A 22207-nucleotide genomic window follows, 5' to 3' on the forward strand; every position below is an offset into this window, starting at 1 on the left:
AAGGCCGAGTAACCTAATAGGTTACCCGGCCGCGTTGCGCTGACTTGTGGCGCGGGCCGCGCGAACTCAGTTCGCGCCGGATTCGAAAAGTCGACCGTCGATCACCGTGCCGACGCAGTGGCTGGCGTATTCGAACGGGTCGCCGTCGTAGAGCGCGAGGTCGGCGTCCTTGCCTTTCTCAAGCGAGCCCGTGCGCTGGGCGATGCCGAGGATTTTCGCCGCGTCGATCGTCACGCTGGCGAGCGCGGCGTCGAAGCCGAGGCCCTTGCCCGCGGCGACGGCGGCTTCGAAGAGCACGACGCGTGTCTTGGGCACGTAGCTCTCGTAGCCGCTCTGGATCGCGAACGGGATGCCGGCGGCGCGGAGTTTCGCGGCGGTGTCCATCGCAAGGTTTTCCGCGTCCTCGTTGGCGCGGGCCATCGTGGGATGCAGGATCACCGGGAAGCCGCTCGCCTTGATCTGGTCGAGCACGAGATGTGCGTCGGCGGCACCATCGAGGACGATCTTCAGGTTGAATTCCTTCGCGAGGCGGAGCGCCGCGAGGAGGTCGAGTTGCTTGTCGGCGTGGATGAGGAGCGGCTGCGCGCCGTCGAGCGCGCGCAAAAACGTCTCGGCTTTCAGATCGCGGCCGGGGCGCTTCGCCTCGTCCTTCGCGTCGCGCTTCTTCGCGTATTCCTGCGCCTTGATCAGTTCGGCGCGGAGCATGGCGACGGCTTTGGCGCGCGTGCCGGGTGATTTGGGGCCGCCCGCGGCAGCACCGCCGCCGCTGCCCGGACCGTCGGCGCGATTCAGCGCGGCGTTGCCGAGCGAAACGGCGGTCATCGCGGCGGAATTGATCACGTCTTCGTCGGATTCGCGGCCGAGCGTTTTCACGATCATCGTCTGGCCGGACACGAGCGTGCCGGGCGCGTGGCCGGTGTTGACGGTCGTGACGCCGAAGCCGCGCACCCAGGCGACGAGCGGGTCCTGGGCGTTGTAGGCGTCGAGCGCGCGGAGCTCGGGCTGCACCGCGGCGGAACGCTCGAGCATGTCTTGATCGTGCGGCTGGTTGAGCAGACCGGAAAGGCCGACCGTGGCGCGCGCGTCGATGAGGCCGGGTGTGACGACTTTGGCGTGCACGACGCGGTGATCGGCGGTGTAGGCGATGTCCTTCGCGGGTCCGGCGTAGGCGATCTTGCCGTCGCGGCCGACGAGCACGAGGCCGTCCTTGATCGGCGCGCCGGCGGCGGTGTGCAGCGTATCGGCGAGGATCGCGAGCGGCATGGGAGCTTCGTCCGCCGCGCGGAGAACAGAAGCGTTGGCCACAAAAAGCGCAAAGAGCGCAAAAACGGCGGCGGCGAAAGTAGGGCCGGTCGGGAGGTGGAGCGGCTTGACCCCAAGACGCTCAGCGATGCGGCTCGCGGCGGACGCTTTCGAACGCGTTGAGGTCAACGCGTTCCACCAGTTGCGACCGCCCTCTCGCCCTACTCTTCGCCGGTCGGAAACCGGCGCTACTGCGATCTCTGCGTCTTTTGTGCTTTTTGTGGTCCAGCTATGGATTGTCTTCATTGGGCACCTCCGAAGAGTTCGGCGTTGGCGTGGGCGATGATGTCCCAGGCGCTGCCGAAGCAGCAGAGCTGCACGCGGCGCGGGTCGCCGGCTCCGGCGCCGCCGAGCGCGTAGAGTTTGTCCTGCGGATCGGAGAGATCGAAGACCTTGCGGCCCTCGACCCACGTTTGCTCGACGTGCGAGTAAACGCTGAGCGGGTCGCCATCGAGGATGATGAAGTCGGCGTCCTTGCCCGGCTCGAGCGAGCCGACGCGCTTCTCGAGGCCGAGGATTTTGGCGTTGGCGATCGTCACGGCGCGCAGCGCGCCGTCGCGCGTCATGCCGCCGCGCACCGCCATGCCGGCGGAGCGGAGGAAGTGGCGCGAATCGGTGACGCCGTCGTCGGTGTGCAGGCCGACGAGCACGCCGGCCTTTTCGAGCACGGCGGGCGTGGTGAAGGACATTTCCTTGGTCTCCAATTTGCCGCCCGGCGAATCGACCATGATGACCGAGCAGGCGATGCCGGCCTTCGCGATCTCGTCGGCGACCTTCCAGCCTTCGGAAACGTGATGGAGCACGACCTTGAATCCGAATTCCTTCGAGAGGCGGAGCACGGTGAGGATGTCGTCGTGGCGGTGCGTGTGGTGTTGGACGACGCGCTTGCCATCGAGGACTTCGACGAGTTCCTCCAGCGCGAGGTCGCGCGGCGGGAGCTTGTCGGGGTCTCCTTTGGCGCGGGCGATCTTGTCGCGGTATTCTTGGGCCTTGATGAACTGCTCGCGGACGAGCGCGGCGGACTTGCCGCGCGTGCCGGGGAAGCCGCCCATGCCACGCATGGAGTTGGTGCCGTTCGCCATCTTGAGTCCGCCAGCCATCGTGCCGTCGTCGTTTTTGACCAGGAGATCGTCGACCGTGCGGCCATCGCGGAGCTTGGCGTAGACGGTCTGTCCGCTGATGAGGTGGCCGGAGCCGGGCATGATGTTGGCGGTGGTGATGCCGCCGGCCTGCGCCTTCTGGATGGACGGGCTCTGGGCGTCGATGGAGTCGAGCGCGCGCACGTCGGGCTGGATGGGGCTCGACGAATCCGCTCCGGCCGGGCCGCCGATGTGGCTGTGCGAATCGACGAGGCCGGGTATGATGACTTTGCCGGTGACGTCGCGGACCTCGGCGCCGGCCGGGATCGCGACTTGGCCGGACGCGCCCACGGCGACGATCTTGCCGCCGGAGACGACGAGCACGCCATGCGCGATGGGTTCGCCGACGATGGGGATGATTTGCGCGCCCTGAAGCACGAGCGGCTTGTCCTGCGCGCAGACGCTGGCGGCCAATCCCAGAAGGACCGCCAGGGGTAACAAGGGTCGGAGGGACATAAAGTCGGCGACGATGCGGAGCCGTGCTGGGGCAGCAACGGGAAATCGACCAACGCGCGTGCACTTCGCGCCACGCTTCGCACAGTCGGCGGCAAAACGCCACTAACACAGGAACGCCGTTTGACGGACGCGGGGAATCGGCGACCGTGCGCGCTCGCATGAGCGCTCCCACGACCGCCGCCGCTTCCTCCAAACTCCACTATGCGTGGATCGCCGCCGGCGTGACGTTCGTCACGTTGCTGGCCGCGGCGGGGGCGCGGGCGACGCCGGGCGTCATCTTGCTGCCGCTGGGCAACGAGTTTCAGTGGAGCCGCGCCACGGTGTCGTCGATCGTCTCGATCAACATCTTCCTCTACGGGTTGATGGGGCCGTTCGCGGCGGCGCTGTATCAACGCTTCGGGCTGCGCCGGACGATGATGGCGGCGATGACGATGCTCGCGGCGGGTTACGGGCTTTCGACGCTCGCGACGCACTATTGGCAATTCGTGGTGCTGTGGGGCTTCGTGGTGGGCATCGGCTCGGGCCTCGCCGCGGCGGTGCTCGGGGCGGCGGTGGCAACGCGGTGGTTCACGCAACGCCGCGGGCTCGTCATGGGGCTGCTCACGGCGAGCACGGCGACCGGGCAGCTGATTTTCCTGCCGAGCCTGGCGACCGTCGTGACGGAAAAGGGCTGGCGCGGCGCGCCGCTGGTCGTGGCAGTGGCCGCGCTCGCCGTGGTGCCGTTGATCGCGTGGCTGATGCGCGACGATCCGCGCGACGTGGGGCTGCGACCGTATGGTGAAGATGTAGCCGGCCTCGGTGAGGCCGGTGTCGGGTCGAGCAGGGCCGGGGTCGGCGACCCCGGCTACAAAGGTAACCCGGCGAAGCGCGCAGTGGACGTGCTGCTCGAGGCGGCGCGAACGCGGGATTTCTGGCTGCTGGCGGGCTCGTTCTTCGTGTGTGGCGCGAGCACCAACGGGCTCGTCGGCACGCACCTGATCCCGGCGGCGTTCGACTGCGGCATCCCCGAGGTGCGCGCGGCGGGATTGCTGGCGATGATGGGAATCTTCGACCTGTTCGGCACAACGGCCTCGGGCTGGCTGAGCGATCGCTTCAACTGCCGGACGTTGCTCTTCACGTATTACGGGCTGCGCGGGCTCTCGCTGATTTTCCTGCCGCAGGCGCTGCTCGGGCCCACGGCGGGGCTGGGCGTTTTTGCGGTGTTCTACGGGCTCGACTGGATCGCGACGGTGCCGCCGACGGTGCGGTTGACGGGCGAGGTGTTCGGGCGCGAAAAGGGGCCAATCGTCTTCGGCTGGGTCGTGGCGAGCCACCAGGTCGGTGCGGCGTTCGCGGCGTATCTGGCCGGCGTGACGCGCACCAGTTTCGGGAGCTATGCGCCGGCATTCATCGGCGCGGGCGCATTGTGCGTGATCGCGGCGTTGATCGTGTTGCCGATCGGGAAGCGAGGGACACTCGCGCCAGCGACCGCGGCGGGGTGAGCGATCGCCTCAAGGTGGAGCGGCTTGACCGCAAGACGCTCTGAGGATGCCGCGCGACGCGAAACACAAGCCGCGCGCGAGCATTCTTGAACGCGTTGGGGTCAACGCGCTCCACCTTCAGGCCGGAGGCGCTTCGGCCGCCGGCGCGGTGCGCACGAGGAGCGTCGCGGCGGCGGCGCAGAGGAAGAGGGCGCCGGCGAGGCGGATCACGTTGGCCGGATCGCCGCCGAGCAGGCTGCGGTAGTAGAGCGGGAGCGTGAAAATCTGAATCATCATCGGGATCACGATGAACATGTTGAAAATCCCCATGTAGACTCCCGTGCGGTGCGCGGGAATGCAGCCGGCGAGCATCACGTAGGGATTGCCCATGCAGCTGGCCCACGCGAGGCCCAGGCCGACCATCGGCACGAAGAGCAGCGCCTTCGCCTGGATGTGCGGGAGCCAGAGCAGGCCGAGGCCGGCGAGGGTGAGGCAGAAGGCGTGCATGCGTTGCGGGCCGAAGCGGCGCGTGAACGGCACGAGCGCGAACGCGGCGATGCAGGCAATCGCGTTGTAGAAGCCGCCGATCTGGCCGTTGATCAGACTGGCCTCGCGAAACTGCGGGCTGGCGGCGTCGGTCGTGCCGAAGAGCGTCTTCGAGAGCGAGAGGACGATATACTGCCAGTAACAGAAGAGCGCATACCACTGGAACAGCTTCATCAGCGCGAGCTGGCGCATCGTCGCGGGCATCTCGCGGAACGCGGAGATGATCTCGGCGAAGGTGTGCGCCCAACCGGTGGGCTGGCGGCGGATGGCGGCTTCTTCGGCGGGCGTGAGCGGGATTTCCTTCGTCGTGCGCAGCGTCCAGAGGATCGACGCGATGGAGAACACCGCGCCGATGCCGAAGGCGGCGATGGTGATGTGCGGGATGTGGCGCGCGTTCACGGCGTCCTTGTTCATGCCGAGCACGACGAGGATCGAGGGCGTGAGATACGAGAGCGTCTGGCCGAGGCCGGTGAACGCGCTCTGCGTGAGGAAGCCGAGCGAGTGTTGCGCGGGGTCGAGCTTGTCGCTCACGAAGGCGCGGTAAGGCTCCATCGTGATGTTGTTCGCGGCGTCGAGGATCCAGAGGAGCGAGGCGGCCATCCAGAGCGTGGAGCTGAACGGCATCCAAAACAGCGCCACGCTGCACAGCACGGCGCCGATGAAGAAATACGGCGTGCGCCGCCCCCAGCGGCTGAGCGTGCGGTCGCTCATCGCGCCGATGATCGGCTGGACGATGAGGCCGGTCATCGGGCCGGCGAGCCAGAGGTAGGGCAGCGAGGCCTCGTCGGCGCCGAGGTATTTGTAGAGCGGGCTCATGTTGCCCTGCTGGAGGCCGAACGAGTATTGGATGCCGAAGAACCCGAAGTTCATGTTCAGGATCTGGGCGAAAGTGAGCCGGGGTTTCATGGGGCGAAGGGGGCGGGGATCTTGATCTTTCCTCTTTCTCCTAATCTTTCTCCTCAAGAGGCACAGCCGGCTGCGTGACCGGACGAGAGAAAGAGGAAAGAGAAAGATTAAGAGGAAAGAGGCAGCGCGGAGCGCGGGGGCGAGGCCATCCTCGCCAGCCTGACGCAAAGCCCAAGCCTGCCCACCCGGAAAAATCGGCGAAAACCAGCACCGGGCGATTTTGCAGGTGCGGGACCGGCGCCGGGCCGCTAGCAGTGCCTGTGTTCCGAGGTGGGCCGCGTTGACCTCAACGCGTTCGCGCGAGTTCGCCGCGGGACACCTCTTCGCGCGTCTTGAGGTCAAGTCGCTCCACCCCGCCCCACCCCAAACCATGATCTCGTTTCTGCCTGCCCGCGCCGGCGCCAAGATCGATGCGCGCCGCCTGTTCATCGAGACGTTCCGCCGGCAGATCGCGCTGCTCGAGTCGGGCAAGGCGCGCGTGCGCATCCCGGCCACGCGGCGGCTCTTCGAGCGGCTGCCGGGCATGCAATACCACTTCAAGCCGGAACTGTTCATCCAGCTGGGCGGCGAGACGGAGTTCACGTTCCCCGACAGCGCGTTCGTCCTCGGGCCGGGGGAAATCTGCGTGATGCCGAAAGGCGTGCCGCACGGCGAAATCGTGCGCGGGGGCGGCAAGCCCTTCGAGAACGTCGTGGTGTGTTTCTACAACGAGACCGTCTCGATCCACGTCGCGCACGAGTCGCCGCCCGGCACGCCCGTGGTGGACGACATCCATTTTTTCACCACCGATCTCTTCCCGGAACTCGTCGAATACCTCAACCGCGCCGGCGAGCTCCGCCACCGCGACCGCGCCGCCTGCGCCACGGCGATCAAGGGCCTGCTGCTCGCCGAGCTGTCGCTGCTGCTCGTGCTCATCGAGGAACAGGACGCCTCGCGCTACTCCGAGAGCGAGCGGGTGTTCCGTTGCCAGTGGCTCATCCGCAACAATCTCCACGACCCCGAACTCAGCGTGGAATCGCTCGCGGCGGAGCTGCGCTGCTCGCCGAGCCACCTCTCGAAACTCTTCCACCGCGCGACCGGCGAGCGCATCGTCGAATGCCTCACGCGCCTGCGCCTCGCCAACGCGATCGACGCCGTGAAGCACACGCCGCTCAGCGTGAAGGAGATCGCGGTCGCCTGCGGCTTCAACGACCCGAACTACTTCACGCGCGTCTTCCGCAAGGCCACGGGCCGCTCGCCCGTGCAGTATCGCGCCGAGCTGCACCACACGGCCTCGCAACTCGAGCGCGAGGCGAAGGCGGTGTTCTTCGACCGCGAGGAGCACGACTTCGGCCTGCGCCCGGAAGTGATGGCGCGCGCGACGGTGAAAGTCGCGCGGTGAGCAGGCGCGCGGGCGTCCTTGAACGCGTTGGGGTCAACGCGTTCCACCTCGGAACGGAGCCGTGATCTCCGACGGCAGCTTCGGCGTGGCGCCGCGCTGCGTGCAGACGTAGGCGGAGATGTCGATCGCCCGCTCGACAACCGTGGCCAGCGACCAGCCGCGCAGCAGGCCCATCGCAAACGCCGCCGTGAACGAGTCGCCGGCGCCGACCGTGTCGGCCACATCCACTTTCTTCCCGGGGTGATCGATCCACTCGCCACCGGCATGCACGAGACAACCGTCGGCACCGCGCGTGAAGATCGCCGCGCGAAGTTGAAAGCGAGTCGCGAGCTCGGCCAGCGCGCCGCGATCGTCAGGCGGCAGCGCGAAAAGTTCCCGCAGCACAGGCAGCTCGGTTTCGTTCAGCTTCAGCATCGTCGCGAGTGCGAGCGATGCCGTGATCACCTCGCGCGAGTAGTAGTGCTGACGGAGATTGAGGTCGAAAATGCGGAGCGCTCCGGGCCGGCTCCGCTGCAGCAACGCGTGGATGGCATCGCGAGCGGACGCGGTGCGTTGCGCGAGCGAGCCGAAGCAGACCGCGTCGGCGGCAGCGATGGCCGCTCTTCCGGCGGACTCACCGGCGAGGAAATCCCACGCAACATTCTCGTGGATCGTGTAGTGGGCGTGGCCCGCCGCATCGAGCGCCACGCTGACGGAACTCGTCGGCGCGCGCGGGTCGATCTCGACGGCATCGGTCGGCAAGCCGAGTGCGCGCAGGCGCGCGAGCAGGTCGAGACCGGCGGCATCGGCTCCGACACGGGAGACGACGGTGGCGGCGGCGCCGAGCGCGGCGGTGTGATAGGCGAAGTTCGCCGGGGCGCCGCCAAGCTGGCGGCCGGCCGGCAACTCGTCCCACAGCACTTCACCGAGACCGACGCAGCGGATCATGCGGCGAGTTTCTCCGTCACAGCGCGCCGTGCAAGTCGCGCGTCGTCATGGCGCCATCCGGACCTGTGGCCGAGATCGCTGCGGCGCCGATGACCAAGTCGATGTCGAGCCTCGCTTGGTGCGAGCCTGCCCGCCAGACGAGCGAGAGCAGATCGTCCACGGTATCGGCGATATTGAACTCGCCGGCGAAGGCCGGGTGCGTGTTGCGGAAGCGGATGAGGTCGCACAACGCGCGCACGACGGGGCGCGCGAGGGCGGCGTCGAGCTCGGCGGGCGCGTAGTAGTGGCGGTTGATGTCGCGGCCAACTTTGGAGCGCGCGAGGAGGTCCATGTCGTTTTCGCCGGCGAGCAGCCCGGTGTAGTAAACCTGCGGCACGCCGGGCGCGAAGAACTGGATCGCGCGCGCGGTGAGGTAGGCGCGGTCGTCGCGACCGAGCGCGTCGTAGTAGGTGCAGTTGACCTGATAGAGATCGAGGTTGTTGGCGGCGGCGCCGGTGGCTTGGCGGCTCTGGCCGCGCGAGCGCGTGTGGATTTCCTCGACGAGCGCGTCGAGCTCGGCGGGCGGGATGAGACCGGGGCGAGCAGCGCGGTCGGCGGGATCGGCGCCGACGTCGACGATGCCGATGCCGTCGTGCGTATCGAGGACGGTGAGGCAATTGCGCGGGCTGATCGCGAGCCAGGCGCGCAGGCCGCGGCTGGTGCGGTTAAAGAGCGCGTGGAGCACGAGCGGCGGGAGCGCGAAGTCGTAGACGCGGTCCACACGCTGCGCGATGGCGATCTGGTCGCGATGGTAGCTGTGGATCTCGACGAGCACCTCGATGCCGCGCGCGTGGGCTTGTTGCGTGAGCTCGGAGATGAAGGCGTAGGTCTCCGGGATCATGAAGCAACTCGTGCCGGGCTGCTTGATGGCGTAGCCGGCGGCGTCGAGGCGGATCATGGTGATGCCGCTGCGTTGGAAGGTATCGAGGATCGACGTGAGGTAGGCGGCGCCGGCGGGCGAGCGGACGTCGATGTCGATTTGTTTCGGCGTGAAGGTCGTCCAGAGGCGGCGGGTCTCGCCGTTGGTGAGCGTGACGGTGGTGAACGGCGCGCCGGGGCGCGGGCGGAAGATTTTCCGCAGCTCGGCGTCGGTCGCGCCGTGCGGGAAAACGCGATCGGCGGTGAGAAACAAATCCGCGTAGGGCGAGGCGGCGCCGCGCGCGGAGAAGTCGCGGAATTGCGGCGAGTCGGCCGACATATGGTTGACGATCAGGTCGGCCATCACGGGCACGTCGGCGCTGAGCGCGCGGACGTCGTCCCAGTCGCCGAGGCGCGGGTCCACGAGCGTGTGGTCGATGGGATCGAAGCCCGCGTCGGCGCCGTCGATCGCGTGGTAGAACGGCAGGACGTGGACGCCGCCGAAAAGTCCGCCGAGCTTCGTGCGCAGCAGTTCGTGCAGCGCGCGGAAGCCGCCACCGCTCAGACGGTCGGTGTAGGTGATGAGTTGGACCTGGTTGCGCACGGTGGGAAAAGTAGGGCCGGTCTTCAGCCGGCCCGTTTGGATTCTCGCGCTTTTAGGGGCCGGCTGAAGCCGGCCCTACCTCAGAAGTTGTAGCGGAGGACGAGGGACGTGGTGCGGCCGGGGATGGTGCGAAAGCGCACGACCGGGAGTGCGCCGACGCCGGGGAGCGAACCTTCCTCGCCTTCGGTCCAGCCTTGGGAGTCGAGGAGGTTGTTCACGTTGAGGCTGAGCGTGACGCCTTTGCCGAAGCTGTAGGTGGCGAAGCCGTTCACGGTGACGTAGGCGGGGAGCTTGAGCGCGCTGGCGTTTTGCGTGACGCCGTGCGCGGGGTCCTGCGCGTAGGATTCGGTGGTGCCGATGGCGGAGCCGCCGACGCTGAACGCGCCGATGGTCCACGACGGGGCGACGGTGTAGATGAACTTCGCCTGGCGGCGCGGCGTGAAGGAGACGCGGCTGGCGCCGCTGGTGACTTCGCCGTCGGCGTCGGTGTAGGTGGCGTTGGCGCGGAGGTCGAAGCCGCCGAGGCGATACGAGGCTTCGAGCTCGAGGCCGGTGGCGGTGTAGTCGATGGGCGGGTTGACCTTGTTCAACTCGGCGCCGGAGGGCTCGCGCGTCTGGGCGTGGAAGAGCGTGGCGTTGAACACGAGCTGGCCGGGCACGAGTTGCGTGGTGCGGTATTTCACGCCGAGCTCGGATTGTTTCACGTCGTAGTAGAAGGACTTCGCGGCGAAGCCCGGGCCGCTGGAACCGGCGTTGAGCGCGAGGCGGTCGGCGCCGGCGCGTCCGCCGAACGAGTAGCGGGCGAAGAGCGCGAGGTCTCTCGAGGCGCTGTAGTTCACGCCGGCGGAGTAGCTGGTGTAGCTGAGCGAGTAGTTCACGTTGGTGCCGGCGGCCCAGTTGAAGGTCGGCACGCCGCCGAGCTCGGCGCCGGAGATGACGCCGTCGTTGTTGACGTCGTAGCTGCGGGCGGTGCCGTCGACGACGAGGCCGCGGGCTTTCACGGTGTCGCGGCGCACGCCGGCGTCCCAGGAGAACTTGCCCGACTGGAGCGAGACGCTGGCGACGGGGGCGCGGGTGGAATACTTGAGGTCGTAGGCGCGGAAAAAATTGCCCCAGTCGATCGGTCCGTAGGAGAGCTGGCCGTTGGAGGTGAGCGCGGTGCCGGCGGCGTTGGCGAGGTTGAGCGTGTGGGCGCCTTCGCCGCGCGTCTCGAGGAGGTAGGCGGCCCAGGTCCAGTCCTGCACGATCTTTTGCTCGGAGTTGTAGTAGCCGACCGTGGTCTCGAGTTTGGCGCCGTTGGCGAGCTTGGTGAATTTGGTGAGCTTGAGGTCGTTGCCGGCCCAACCGAGGTCCTTCGCGTCGGTGTCGAAGGCGTGGACGGTCGTCACGAGCGCGTCGCTCGCGACGGCCTGGCCTTTGTTCGCGCCGGAGCCGTAGATGAGTTTCGTGGCACCGGCGAAGGTCGGAGCGTAGGCGGTGACGGCTTGGGCGGCGGTGCGGACGCTGGCGGGGAACGGCGCGCCCCATTGGGCGGACTGTTTGGACACGCGGATGCGGTCGGTGATGGAGAAGTCCTCGATCGGCGAGATGACGAGTTCGGCGCCGATGGAGGCGACCTTGGTGTGGATGCCGTCGAAGTGGCGCGTGACGAGGTTGCCGTGCGTGTCGACGGCGTTGTCGGTTGTGAGATTGGGCGTGTAGAGCGAGCCCTTGAGCACGTCGTAGCCCGGGAGGTCGCCGTAGGAGTCGGCGCTGTTCACCTTGGTGGGTGCGGGCAGGTAGGTCGTCGCGGTGTCGTCGATGGCTTTGACGTAGAGGCGAAAGTGTCCGCCGGGGAGATCCTTGGTGAGGTTGACTTTGACTTGGCCGCCACCGCCGGTGGTGCCGCTGTCGCGCTGGCCTTCGCCGCGACGGTAGAAACCGCCGACGTTGAAGCGCAGGCTGTCGGTGATGGGGCTGCCGTAGTTGAACTCGGCGCGCTGCTGGTCGAAGTCGAGGCCGTAGGTGAAGGCGAGCGTGCCGCCGGCCTGCTTGCCGTCCTTCGAGATCATGTTGATGACGCCGCCGGGAGAGTTGGAGGCGAAGATCGCGGCGCTGCCGCCGCGCACGGACTCGACGTTGCCGATGGAGGGATCGACGCGGAAGAGCACGTCGGCGTTGCCGAAGGCAATGTCGCCGTATTCGACGACGGGCAGGCCGTCTTCCTGGAATTGCACGTAGCGCGAACCGCCGTCGGCGAGCGGGAGGCCGCGGATGGTGAGGTTGGCGTTGCCTTCGCCGGAGGTGGATTCGACGCGGATGCCGGGCAGCGAGCGGAAGAGCTCGGCGGTGTTGCGCGGCGTGAAGAGGCTGATCTGCTCCATCGGCAGCGTGGAGACGGAGATGGAGGACTGGAGCTTGGACTTGTCGGGGCGAGAGACGGCGGTGACGACGAAGTCGTCGAGCTTGATGACGCTGTCGGGAGCAGGCGCCGGAGTGGGAGCGGGCGCTTCGGCCGGAGCGGTCTGCGCTGACAACGACGCGGCGGCGAAGAAGAGAGCGGCGGCGGCCCAGCCACGCGCGGGGGAACGGACGGGTTTGTTCATGGGGTTTAGCTTTGGGTAGCAGCCTCGGCGAATGCGCCGGACGCTAGAGCCATCACAAAACCCACCTGCGGCGGACAGCGAGAGACGGACTCAGCACAAACCGGCGATGAACGGGAAAAAAGCGGCGCGCGGTGTCCGACGGACGCGACTGCGCGCGCGTCCGCGTCAGTGCTTCAGGCGCGCCTGGAGCTTCTTCACCTCGGGCGAGACGGCGCCGCAGGCACCGGTGCTGCCGCAGCCGGATTTTTTCTTCGGGCCAAACCACGTCCAGAGCAGATACGCCACGGCGAGCACCGCGAGGCCGAGGGCGAGGAGCGTTTGGAGCAAGGAGGACATCTTTATTTCGTCACAGAGGACACTGAGGCAGCACAGAGATCACCGAGACACGGAAGACGCATTCAGATCTCTGCGCATTCGGTTCAATTCCTCCGTGTTTTCTGTGGCGCGGGATCGGAGCATCTCAGAAGCCGAGCGCGCGGCCCCCGTGGTAGACGAGGAAGCAGACGACCCACGCGGTGCCGGTCATGTAGGCGACTTGGAAAAGCGGCCAGCGCCAGGAGTTCGTTTCGCGCTTCACCACCGCGATCGTGCTCATGCACTGCATCGCGAAGACGTAATAGACCATCAGCGTCAGGCACACGAGCGGCGTGAAGAGCGGCGCGCCGTCCGGCCACTGCGCCTTGCGCAAAGCATCGCGCAGCGGCGTGGTGTCGTCGTCGCTGCTTTCCACGCCGAAGATGACGCCCATCGAACTGACGAACACCTCGCGCGCCGCAAAGGACGTGATGAGACCGATGCCCACGCGCCAGTCGAAGCCGAGCGGCTTGATCACGGGCTCGATCACGCGGCCGGCCTGGCCGGCGAAGCTGTGTGCGATTTGCTGCGTGGGCGTGGCGGCGGGATCCGGGTGTTTCGGGTAAGTGGTCAGCACCCACAGCACGATGGAGATCGCGAGGATGATCGTGCCGGCGTTCTTGAGGAACAACCACGCGCGCTCGACCATGTGGCGCGTGATATCGAGGAGACGCGGCGGCTGATACGCGGGCAGCTCCATGATCATGTGCGGCGTGCCGCCTTTCACGAGGTAGCGCTTGAACAACCACGCGAAACCGAACGCGCCGATCGTGCCGAGCGCATACATGATGAGCATCAAGCCGGCTTTCTGGGCCGCGGGCACCGTCTCGCCCGGCAACAGCGTGGCGATCATCAACAGGTAGACGGGCAGGCGCGCCGAGCAGCTCATGAGCGGCGCAACGAGGATCGTGACGAGACGATCGCGCGCGTTCTCGATCGTGCGCGTGGCCATGATGCCGGGGATGGCGCACGCGTAGGAGCCGAGCAGCGGGATGAAGGAGCGGCCGTTCAGGCCGACTTTGCTCATCGGCCGATCCATGATGAACGCCGCGCGCGCCATGTAGCCGGTGCTCTCGAGCAGGCCGACAAAGAAGAACAAAATCAAAATCTGCGGCAGGAACACGACGATGCCGCCGACGCCACCGATGATGCCGTCGGTGAGCAGATCGCGCAGATCGCCGGGCGCCATCGCGGTCTTCACCCAGGAGCCGAGCGACGCGACGTGCTCGTCGATCCAGTTCATCGGGTATTCGGCGAGCGTGAAGATGGAGAAGAACATCACGCCCATGATCGCCGCGAATGCGACCCAGCCCCAAATCGAGTGGCAGAGCACCGCGTCGATCTTGTCGGAGAGCGACGGGCCGGAGTTGCGATCGCGCAGGATCACGTCCTCACACAGCACGGCGATGGCGTCGTAGCGGCTGCGGATCAACACGCCGGACCAGTCGGTGCCCTCCTTCGTCCAGCGCGCGCGCCAGCTCGCGAGAATTTCCAGCGTGCGCGCCGAGTGCTGCCTCGAGCCGGCGACGCGCACCGAGTCGAAATCAGTGAGCAACAGCAGTGCCTCCGCGCGCGCGACGAGCGGCGGGCGCGCGTCGTTTTGCACGAGCGATGCTTGGATTTCCGCGACGGCGGGCGCGATCGGGCCGGGGATGTCCCAGCGGTGTTTCGCGAGCGGCAGCTCGATGCGGCTCATCGCGAGGCGGAGTTCGACGAGACCCTTGCCGCGCACGGCTTCGCACGGGATGACGGGCACGCCGAGTTCGCGCTCGAGCGCGGCGGGGTCGACCTTGATCCCGGCTTCGGCGGCGACGTCCATCATGTTCATCGCGATGACGACAGGGCGGCCGAGATCGAGGACTTGGTGGACGAGGTAGAGGTTGCGCTCGAGGTTCGAGGCGTCGACGACGCACACGATGCGGTCCGGCTGCGGAGTGTCCTCGCGGCGGCCGAGCAGCACGTCGCGCATCACCGCCTCGTCGGGCGAGCGCGCGGCGAGCGAGTAGGCGCCGGGCAGATCGATGATCTGGATCGGCCGGCCGTGCTGCGAGTAGGTGATGCCGGTTTTCTTTTCGACGGTAACACCGGGATAGTTGCCCACCTTTTGGCGCAGACCGGTGAGGGCGTTGAAGAGCGTGGTCTTGCCGCAATTCGGATTGCCCACCACCGCGTAGACGGGAGTGCGGTAGGCGGCTGCGGTCGCCGGGCGCTTCGCGGCGGACGCGGGGAGCGAGATGTGCGACGGGAGTTTCACGCGCGGAAGGCGGGGACGGCGGCGCGGCGCGAGTCGGCGCGCGTGGGACGCATGGCGCTTACTTCGCGCCGGCCGGCAGACGCTCGACCAGGATGCTCATCGCCGCGCTGTGGTTGAGCGCCAGGCGGGTTCCGTTAACGAGGCAGAGGCTGGTGACACTGCCGGAAATCTTCGTGACCAACGCCGCTTCGCCGAAGCCCATCTCGCGCACGCGCTGACAGAAACTCTCGTCGCCCGTCAGCCGACACACGCGCCCCGTGGAGCCGGCCGGCAGCTGGCAGAGCGGGGCGAGTTCTTGGAATGGCGTGGACATTCGGTGACGGCAGCAAACGCGATTGAGACTGAGTTGCAAGCCAAGGTTTAAGAAAGCGTCGCCGGCGTCGCGCCAAAATAAACTTCACATATCACAACAACGAAACGCTTTACGATAAACCGCCGCACTGCTCACCCGCGCAAGGCCCGCAACAAATTCGGCAAGCCATGCGCGAAGAAGCGCGCCGCCCGAGGCTCGGCGACCGAGGCGATCGAGAACGTCCCGGCAGCAAAAAGGCCCCCGCCCGCAGTCCGCCGCACCGCGCGACCGCGCTAAGAATCTTTCCCGAGGGACGGCGCAAAAAAACACACGAAAACCCGCGTCAGCGGCGCGAATCAACACGCCCTCCATGGCTCCACAGCCCGCCGCAAACGCTGCCGCACCTTAGTGGTTCCTATGCCCCTTCGTCCTCCGCCCGCCCTCCCTTCCCTGCCGCCCAGCCGCGTTCGCGCGTCTTCGCCGAAAGCCCACCGGCGCGTGGAGCTTTCGCCTTTGCGCCCCGCCGCGAAAGCCCGTCCGATGCACGCCGCCATGCAGCTCCGCTTCGTTCCGCACACGCTGGCCCTGCGCCACGCCTTCGGCATCGCGTCCAACACCCGCACCTCCACGCCCGCCATGCTCGTCGAAGTCGAGCGCGACGGCGTCATCGGCTACGGCGAGGCCTCGATGCCGCCTTATCTCGGCGAAACACAGGACACGGCCGCAGCTTTTTTCCGACTCGCGCAGCCATTGCTCGCACGCACCGCCGACCCGTTCCAACTCGAGGAAATCCTGCCCGCCATCGACGCGCTCGCAGCCGGCAACACCGCCGCGAAAGCCGCCCTCGACATCGCGCTGCACGATTGGATCGGCAAGAAACTCGGCGCGCCGTGGCACCGCATTTGGGGTCTCGACGCCGCCAAGGCACCGGTGACTTCGTTCACGATCGGCATCGATACGCCTGAAGTCGTTCGCGAGAAAACGCGCGAAGCCGCGCCCTACAAGATTCTCAAAATCAAACTCGGCCGCGACGCCGCGACCGATCGCCAGCTCGTCTCCACGATCCGCGAAGTCACCGGCGTCCCGCTCACCATCGACGCCAACCAAGGCTGGGCCAACCGCGACGACGCGCTCCGCATGATCGAGTGGCTCGCGCCGCAGAACGTGTTGTTCATCGAACAACCGATGCCCAAAGCCGCGCTCGACGACACCGCGTGGCTCCGCGAACGCAGCCCGCTGCCGCTCATCGCCGACGAAAGCCTGCAACGCGTCGGCGACGTGCCGCGCCTGCGCGGCGTGTTCGACGGCATCAACATCAAGCTCATGAAATCGACCGGGCTGCGCGAGGCGCACAAGTCGATCACCCTCGCCCGCGCGCTCGGCATGAAAGTCATGCTCGGCTGCATGACCGAGACCTCGTGCGCCATCTCCGCCGCCGCGCAACTCTCGCCGCTCGTCGACTGGGCCGATCTCGACGGCGCATTGCTGATCAAGGACGATCCGTTCGACGGCGCCCGCGTCATCGACGGCCGCGTGACACTCAACGACCGCCCCGGCATCGGTGCGGTGAAGCGCTGAAGCTGAACCGAAAAAACAACCGCACCCGCAGACCGCGGGCACTTCCGATTTGAGTCGGCGAAGTCGACTCGCAAAATCCCCCATATGTCTATGCCCCTCCCTCGCGCGGTCTGGGCCACCGCGCTGATCGTCGGCGCCACGCTGCGCCTTGTGGGGCAGGAAAAACCGGTCAACACCGCACCGGTCAACCTGCCCGAATTCAACGTCGTTGGCGAACGCGAGCTGCCGCCACCCGAGACCTGGTATTACACCCGGATCGCGGGCCAGGAGGTGTTGTCGAGCGCCTCGCGCTCCCGCACCGAGCAGATGGCGCGCGATGTCACCCGCGTGTTGCACGCGCTGGACTTGACCGGCACCACCCTGCTGCCGCGCAACAAGGCCGCGACTCGGATGCTGATCACCGGCCGCGAGGGGAATTTTTCCTCGTTCGCGCCCGAGCTCAAAGAAACGGATGAAGACGAGGTGTGGAGCGCCATGTTGGGCGGGCCGGAAAATCCCGTGCTGATCATCAACGAGCGTTCGCGCTCGCTCGGCTACAGCGCTGAAGCTGAAAGCGGTGACGATGAATCCGGTCCGGAGGCTGCCACGCCGGCCGAACGCGCGGCCGATGCCGCGCGCCACCTGCAGGTGGGTTATTTTCGCGCCGTCCTCAGCCGGCAGCGTCCGGCCTTGCCAGCGTGGTTCATCGAAGGCGTCGCCCAAATGCTGGCGCGGGTGCGGATCACGGATCACTCAGTCACGCTCGGCTACGTCGAGAACCAAGACGCGATCGGCAAGATCGGCGGACAGGACCGCGAAGCCGGCCACTCGGTCGCCGGCGACCTGAAGCATCGCTTGACGCCCGCCGTGGACTCGCTGGCCGACAGCCTCGATTTCAACGCCGCCCTCGCGCGCAGCGGCCTGTTTTCACTGCCGGAGCTGTTCGCCGCCAATTCCCGCTCCTTTCCTGGGGAAGAAAATATCAAGCAGCGCATCCGCTGGGAGAAACAGTGCCACGCCTTCGTGCACTGGGGACTCTTCGGCGACTACGGCCGGCACGAGAAGCAGTTTCTCGCCTTCATGCAACGACTCCAGACCCAGCCGCTCACCGAAAAACTCTTTCAGGAGAGTCTCGGCATGAACTACGCCGAAGGACTTGCCGCGCTGCGCACCCACGTCGAGGTCACGCGAGTCAAGGTTGTCGGCGTGAAAGCCGACAAGGATCAAAAACTCCCGCCCGAGCCGCCCATCGAGGTGCGCGAAGCCACGCCGCTCGAAGTCGCGCGCCTGAAATCCATCGCCTTTGCCGCCGGCCACCAACCGGAGAAGGCGCGCGAGGAGCTGATCCTTGCCTACCGTCGCGGCGAGCGTTCGCCCGATCTCGTCGCCGAACTCGGCCTCGCCGAGCTCAATCTCGGCCGCCGCGAGCAAGCCGCCCGCTACCTCGCCCTCGCCACCAAGGCCAAGTGCACGCGCCCACGCGCCTACGCGGCGCTCGCCCGAATTCGCTTGGAGGACCGCGTCGCCAAGCCGCAGGGCAAGGACGGCAAGCTCAGCTACGAGCAACTCCTCGGCGTGCTCGAACCGCTCCTGCTCGCCCGCACTCAGGCCCCGCGCACGCCGGAAATCTACACGCTCTTCGCCGAGGCATGGGCGCGGGCCGACACGCCGATGCCGCCGCAACACCTCGCGCTCGTGGACGAGGGCGTGACCCTTTTCCCCGAAGACACCGCGCTCCGCGAAGCCCGCGCGCGTCTGGGCCCAACGGCCACCGCGAAGTAGTCGACGCGGGCTCGCCTCGCGCGCGGCGCGGGTTCAACGTGCGGGCTAATCGCCCGCATGTCCGCCCCGGCTTTCCCCTCCTCGTTGCGCGAAAAAATTGGCCAGATGCTGCTGCTCGGCTTCAAGGGCAGCACTGCCGCCGACACCGCGCTCATCCTCCGCGATCTGCGCGAGCACGCCATCGGCAGCGTGATCCTCTTCGACATCGACATGACCGGCACGATCGACTCCGGCCAGCCCGGCGGTCGCAACGTGAAGTCGCCCGAACAGCTGCGCGCGCTCGTCACGCATCTCCAATCGCACGCGCGCCTGCCGTTGCTCGTGGCAATCGACCAGGAAGGCGGCCGCGTCAACCGCCTGAAGCCCGCCTACGGTTTTCCCGAGACGATTTCCGCCGAGGAACTCGGCCAGCGCGACGACCTCGCTTTCACGCGCGCGCAATCCGAGGCGACCGCGCGCACGCTCGCGGCGGCCGGCATCAACTTCAACCTCGCGCCCGTCGTCGACCTCGACGCCAACCCCGACAACCCGATCATCAAGGGCAAGCGCCGCAGTTTCGCCGCCGATCCGGAAAAGGTCGCGCGCCACGCCGCCGAATGGGTGCGCGGCCACCGCGCGCACGGCGTGCTGAGTTGCGCGAAGCATTTCCCCGGACATGGCAGCGCCGCCGGCGACACGCACCTCGGCCTCGTCGACGTCACCGCGACGTGGCACGAACGCGAACTCACGCCGTTCGCGCGACTCATCACGGGCGGGCTCGGCGACGCGTTCATGAGCGCGCACGTGTTCAACGCCCGGCTCGATCCCGCCCTGCCCGCCACGCTCTCGCGCGCGGTGATCACGGATTTGCTGCGCAACAAACTCGGCTTCCGCGGCGTCGTGCTCAGCGACGACATGGAAATGAAAGCCATCTCCGCGCACTACGGCCTCGAGAACGCCGTCGTCTCCGCCGTGAGCGCGGGCGTCGACCTGCTCTGCTTCGGCAACAACATGAGCTACGATCCCGACATCGCACCGAAAGTCATCGCGTTGATCGAACGCGCCGTGGCCGACGGCCGCATCGCCGCCGCGCGCATCGAGGAGTCCTGCGCCCGCGTGCTCGCGCTGAAGCGCAGCGCGGGACTGATCACTTGAACATGAGTCACCCCGCCCGCTCCTTTTGGTGGAGCGCATTGACCCCAATGCGCTCGTCTCTCGAACTCGTTGAGGTCAACGCGTTCCACCTCGGCCGCCTTGTCGCAATTGCGACCGCTCTTCTCTTCCTCGCCGGCTGCGCGCACCGCCCCGGCACGCTCAACAAGCGCAGCGGCGACGAGATCGTCGTCGCCGGCCAGCTCTTCCACACCGGCACGAAAGTCGTCACCTGGATGGATCCGGGCGGCTACGACGCCTACCGCGTGGAGCGCCGCTTCGCCCCCTACGAGCAAAGCAGCTGGGAAAAAACGCAGGAGGCCAAGGTCAGCTACAAGGACCCCAATCGCTACGGCCTGCGCTCGCAAAAACTCTCGCCCGAGGAAATCGAGCGCGTGCGCGGCGGCGGCTGGGATTTGCCGCTGCTGCAGCGCACCGTCGACCAGTTCGTGATCCACTTCGACGTGTGCGGCATCGCCAAGCAGTGCTTCAACATCCTGCACGACCACCGCGGACTCAGCGTGCACTTCATGTTAGATCTCGACGGCACGATCTACCAGACGCTCGACCTCAAGGAGCGCGCCTACCACGCCACTACGTCCAACCACCGCAGCGTGGGCATCGAGATCGCCAACATGGGCGCCTACGGCCCCGGCGACACGAAGACGCTCGACGCGTGGTATGAACGCGCCCCCGACGGCCGCCCGCGCATCAAAATTCCGGCGAAACTCGGCGACCCGATGATCCGCACCGCCGGCTTCGTCGGCGCGCCCGCGCGCGCCGAGCCCGTGCGCGGCACGATCCAAGGCCAGGACCTCGTCCAATACGACCTCACGCCCGAGCAATACAAGGCGCTGATCAAACTCACCGCCGCGCTCCACCGCGTATTTCCCAAGATCAAACTCGACTATCCGCGCGGCCCCGACGGCAAACTTCTCCCGAAGAAACTCCCCGACGACGAACTAGCGCGCTACGAAGGCGTGCTCGGCCACTACCACGTGCAGACGAACAAGGTCGACCCGGGTCCGGCGTTCGACTGGGACAAGGTCATCCTCGGCGCCCGCCGCCTGGTGCCGTAAGGCACAAGCGAGCGCTGCGTGCGCCGCGAACGAACTGGTCGTTTAACCACGGATTGCACGGATGAAATGCCACGGCACCGTCGCGCGATCCGTGAAATCCGTGGTCAAAAGCAGTCTGCGCAGCCGCGACGCCTGTTTGGCTCGCCAGCGTGACTTCTTACGCCGCTTTTTTCCCGAACGCCGGGTCGATCGTTTTCGCCACGAGGGCGACGGCGAAGAACGACGGCAGCGTCGCGGCGAGGACCCAGATGAAGAATTTCACGTAGCCGAGGTGATCCTCGATCCAGCCGGCCGCCATGCCGGGCAGCATCATGCCGAGCGCCATGAAGCCCGTGCAAATCGCGTAGTGCGCCGTCTTGTGCGCGCCTTCGGCGACCTTGATCATGTAGAGCATGTAGGCAGTGAAACCGAAACCGTAGCCGAATTGCTCCACCGCGATCGCGGTCGACACGACCCACAAACTCGACGGCTGGTAAAGCGCGAGCACGAGGAACGCCACGATCGGCGTGTGCATCGAGAAAATCATCGGCCACAACAGCCGGCGCAAACCGGCGCGCGAGATCGCCCAGCCACCGACGAGTCCGCCGCACGTGAGCGCGATGATGCCGACCGTGCCGTAGGCGATGCCGAGCTGCTCGTTCGTGAGGCCGAGACCGCCGGACTCGCGTTTATCGAGCAGGAACGGCGAAAGCAGTTTCAGCGCTTGCGACTCGGCGAGGCGATAAACGAGCAGGAAAAACAGGATCAGGCCGATGCCGGGTCGGTCGAAAAAGGAGCGGAACACCGCGAAAAATTCCCGCAGCGTGTCCGTGCCCTGCGCCGTCGCGCGGTCCGCGTCTGGACGCGGCAGCACGAAGCAGTGCAGCGCGCCGAGCACGCAGAACACCGCAGCGAGCAGGCCGAACACAAGCGACCAAGCCGTCACCACGCTGCCCGTCGACGCGATGAGTTTGCCTGCCAGATAAACGAGTCCGCCCTGCGCCGACAGCGTCGCGAGCCGGTAGAACGTGGTGCGCACACCGACGAATGCCGCCTGATCGCCGGTAGAAATCGCCAGCAGGTAGAAGCCATCCGCCGCAATATCGTGCGTGGCCGAGGCGAACGCCATCAGCCAGAACACTGCGAGCGAGAGCTGGAAGAATTTCGGGGCCGGCAACGTCAGCGCCACGAGTGCGAACGAGACCCCGATCACGAACTGCAGCGTCCAAATCCAGAATCGCTTCGTGCGAAAGAGATCAACCACCGGCGACCACAGCGGCTTGATGACCCAAGGCAGATAGAGCCAGCTGGTGTAGAGCGCGATATCGGTGTTGGAGAGGCCGAGGTTCTTGTAGAGCACCGTCGAGAGCGACATCACGACGACGTAAGGCACGCCCTCCGCGAAATAGAGCGTGGGGATCCACGACCAGGGGTTGCGGGCGGACAGTTGCGGGGCGGGGCTAGGCATGGGAACCAATCGTGCTCGTTCTCCTACTCGTTCTCATTCTCATTCTCGTTCTCGCGCCTCGCGTCGCTCGCACCCGGCAAAGCGGAGCCGAGAGAACGAGAATGAGAA

Annotated in this window: 16 protein-coding genes; 6 read left to right on the forward strand and 10 right to left on the reverse strand. The window is 66.8% G+C overall.

What is annotated here, in order from left to right:
* Positions 1-66: 66 nt before the first annotated feature.
* Both HZA32_09105 and HZA32_09110 read right to left on the reverse strand, forming a co-directional pair.
* On the reverse strand, positions 67-1263 hold the full coding sequence (locus HZA32_09105) for an amidohydrolase family protein (protein MBI5424236.1): 1197 nt from the start codon (positions 1261-1263) through the stop codon (positions 67-69).
* A 281-nt stretch (positions 1264-1544) separates the two neighbouring features.
* Complete coding sequence (locus HZA32_09110; protein MBI5424237.1) at positions 1545-2897, reverse strand: amidohydrolase family protein; 1353 nt, start codon at positions 2895-2897, stop codon at positions 1545-1547.
* 158 nt (positions 2898-3055) lie between these two features.
* On the opposite strand from HZA32_09110, the gene HZA32_09115 reads away from it, so the two are divergent.
* Positions 3056-4378: an MFS transporter gene (locus HZA32_09115; protein ID MBI5424238.1), complete on the forward strand. Its 1323-nt coding sequence runs from the start codon at positions 3056-3058 to the stop codon at positions 4376-4378.
* A gap of 117 nt (positions 4379-4495) precedes the next feature.
* Here the strand turns inward: HZA32_09115 and HZA32_09120 are convergent, their stop codons facing one another.
* Positions 4496-5809, reverse strand: a complete 1314-nt coding sequence (locus HZA32_09120; GenBank protein MBI5424239.1) for an MFS transporter — start codon at positions 5807-5809, stop codon at positions 4496-4498.
* A gap of 370 nt (positions 5810-6179) precedes the next feature.
* Between HZA32_09120 and HZA32_09125 the strand changes: the two genes are divergently transcribed.
* Positions 6180-7190 carry an AraC family transcriptional regulator gene (locus HZA32_09125; GenBank protein ID MBI5424240.1) on the forward strand — a complete coding sequence of 337 codons (1011 nt, stop codon included), beginning with the start codon at positions 6180-6182 and terminating at the stop codon, positions 7188-7190.
* Positions 7191-7223: 33 nt separating this feature from the next.
* Here the strand turns inward: HZA32_09125 and HZA32_09130 are convergent, their stop codons facing one another.
* From HZA32_09130 to HZA32_09155, 6 genes are all read right to left on the reverse strand, one after another.
* The gene (locus HZA32_09130) at positions 7224-8117 is read right to left on the reverse strand and encodes a carbohydrate kinase (GenBank protein ID MBI5424241.1); all 894 of its coding nucleotides are present in this window, start codon (positions 8115-8117) and stop codon (positions 7224-7226) included.
* Positions 8118-8133: 16 nt separating this feature from the next.
* Positions 8134-9618 carry a sucrose phosphorylase gene (locus HZA32_09135; protein MBI5424242.1) on the reverse strand — a complete coding sequence of 495 codons (1485 nt, stop codon included), beginning with the start codon at positions 9616-9618 and terminating at the stop codon, positions 8134-8136.
* Between the two features lie 80 nt (positions 9619-9698).
* Complete coding sequence (locus tag HZA32_09140) at positions 9699-12203, reverse strand: TonB-dependent receptor (protein ID MBI5424243.1); 2505 nt, start codon at positions 12201-12203, stop codon at positions 9699-9701.
* A 165-nt stretch (positions 12204-12368) separates the two neighbouring features.
* Positions 12369-12539, reverse strand: coding sequence for a hypothetical protein (locus HZA32_09145; protein ID MBI5424244.1), 171 nt, complete (start codon positions 12537-12539; stop codon positions 12369-12371).
* Positions 12540-12663: 124 nt separating this feature from the next.
* Entirely contained in the window at positions 12664-14793 is a 2130-nt protein-coding gene (gene feoB, locus HZA32_09150; protein MBI5424245.1) for a ferrous iron transport protein B, read from the reverse strand.
* 76 nt (positions 14794-14869) lie between these two features.
* Positions 14870-15124, reverse strand: coding sequence for a ferrous iron transport protein A (locus tag HZA32_09155; protein ID MBI5424246.1), 255 nt, complete (start codon positions 15122-15124; stop codon positions 14870-14872).
* A gap of 531 nt (positions 15125-15655) precedes the next feature.
* On the opposite strand from HZA32_09155, the gene HZA32_09160 reads away from it, so the two are divergent.
* From HZA32_09160 to HZA32_09175, 4 genes are all read left to right on the forward strand, one after another.
* Positions 15656-16681: a dipeptide epimerase gene (locus tag HZA32_09160; GenBank protein MBI5424247.1), complete on the forward strand. Its 1026-nt coding sequence runs from the start codon at positions 15656-15658 to the stop codon at positions 16679-16681.
* Between the two features lie 90 nt (positions 16682-16771).
* On the forward strand, positions 16772-18442 hold the full coding sequence (locus tag HZA32_09165) for a hypothetical protein (protein ID MBI5424248.1): 1671 nt from the start codon (positions 16772-16774) through the stop codon (positions 18440-18442).
* A 57-nt stretch (positions 18443-18499) separates the two neighbouring features.
* Positions 18500-19576 (forward strand): glycoside hydrolase family 3 protein, encoded by a 1077-nt coding sequence (locus HZA32_09170; protein MBI5424249.1) that lies wholly within the window; start codon positions 18500-18502, stop codon positions 19574-19576.
* Positions 19577-19623: 47 nt separating this feature from the next.
* Positions 19624-20652, forward strand: coding sequence for an N-acetylmuramoyl-L-alanine amidase (locus HZA32_09175; GenBank protein ID MBI5424250.1), 1029 nt, complete (start codon positions 19624-19626; stop codon positions 20650-20652).
* Positions 20653-20809: 157 nt separating this feature from the next.
* On the opposite strand, the gene HZA32_09180 is transcribed toward HZA32_09175, so the two are convergent.
* Entirely contained in the window at positions 20810-22099 is a 1290-nt protein-coding gene (locus tag HZA32_09180) for an MFS transporter (protein MBI5424251.1), read from the reverse strand.
* Positions 22100-22207 lie beyond the last annotated feature (108 nt).

This window comes from Opitutia bacterium (assembly GCA_016217545.1).
Lineage (GTDB): Bacteria > Verrucomicrobiota > Verrucomicrobiia > Opitutales > Opitutaceae > Didemnitutus.

Bases quoted from the DNA above. Each gene is read 5' to 3' on its own strand.
- HZA32_09170 (MBI5424249.1), top strand. From the start codon at position 18,500: ATGTCCGCCCCGGCTTTCCCCTCCTCGTTGCGCGAAAAAATTGGCCAG.
- HZA32_09115 (MBI5424238.1), top strand. From the start codon at position 3,056: ATGAGCGCTCCCACGACCGCCGCCGCTTCCTCCAAACTCCACTATGCG.
- HZA32_09125 (MBI5424240.1), top strand. From the start codon at position 6,180: ATGATCTCGTTTCTGCCTGCCCGCGCCGGCGCCAAGATCGATGCGCGC.
- HZA32_09145 (MBI5424244.1), bottom strand. From the start codon at position 12,539: ATGTCCTCCTTGCTCCAAACGCTCCTCGCCCTCGGCCTCGCGGTGCTC.
- HZA32_09120 (MBI5424239.1), bottom strand. From the start codon at position 5,809: ATGAAACCCCGGCTCACTTTCGCCCAGATCCTGAACATGAACTTCGGG.
- HZA32_09160 (MBI5424247.1), top strand. From the start codon at position 15,656: ATGCAGCTCCGCTTCGTTCCGCACACGCTGGCCCTGCGCCACGCCTTC.
- HZA32_09165 (MBI5424248.1), top strand. From the start codon at position 16,772: ATGCCCCTCCCTCGCGCGGTCTGGGCCACCGCGCTGATCGTCGGCGCC.
- HZA32_09110 (MBI5424237.1), bottom strand. From the start codon at position 2,897: ATGTCCCTCCGACCCTTGTTACCCCTGGCGGTCCTTCTGGGATTGGCC.
- HZA32_09105 (MBI5424236.1), bottom strand. From the start codon at position 1,263: ATGCCGCTCGCGATCCTCGCCGATACGCTGCACACCGCCGCCGGCGCG.
- HZA32_09155 (MBI5424246.1), bottom strand. From the start codon at position 15,124: ATGTCCACGCCATTCCAAGAACTCGCCCCGCTCTGCCAGCTGCCGGCC.
- HZA32_09140 (MBI5424243.1), bottom strand. From the start codon at position 12,203: ATGAACAAACCCGTCCGTTCCCCCGCGCGTGGCTGGGCCGCCGCCGCT.
- HZA32_09180 (MBI5424251.1), bottom strand. From the start codon at position 22,099: ATGCCTAGCCCCGCCCCGCAACTGTCCGCCCGCAACCCCTGGTCGTGG.
- HZA32_09130 (MBI5424241.1), bottom strand. From the start codon at position 8,117: ATGATCCGCTGCGTCGGTCTCGGTGAAGTGCTGTGGGACGAGTTGCCG.
- HZA32_09175 (MBI5424250.1), top strand. From the start codon at position 19,624: ATGCGCTCGTCTCTCGAACTCGTTGAGGTCAACGCGTTCCACCTCGGC.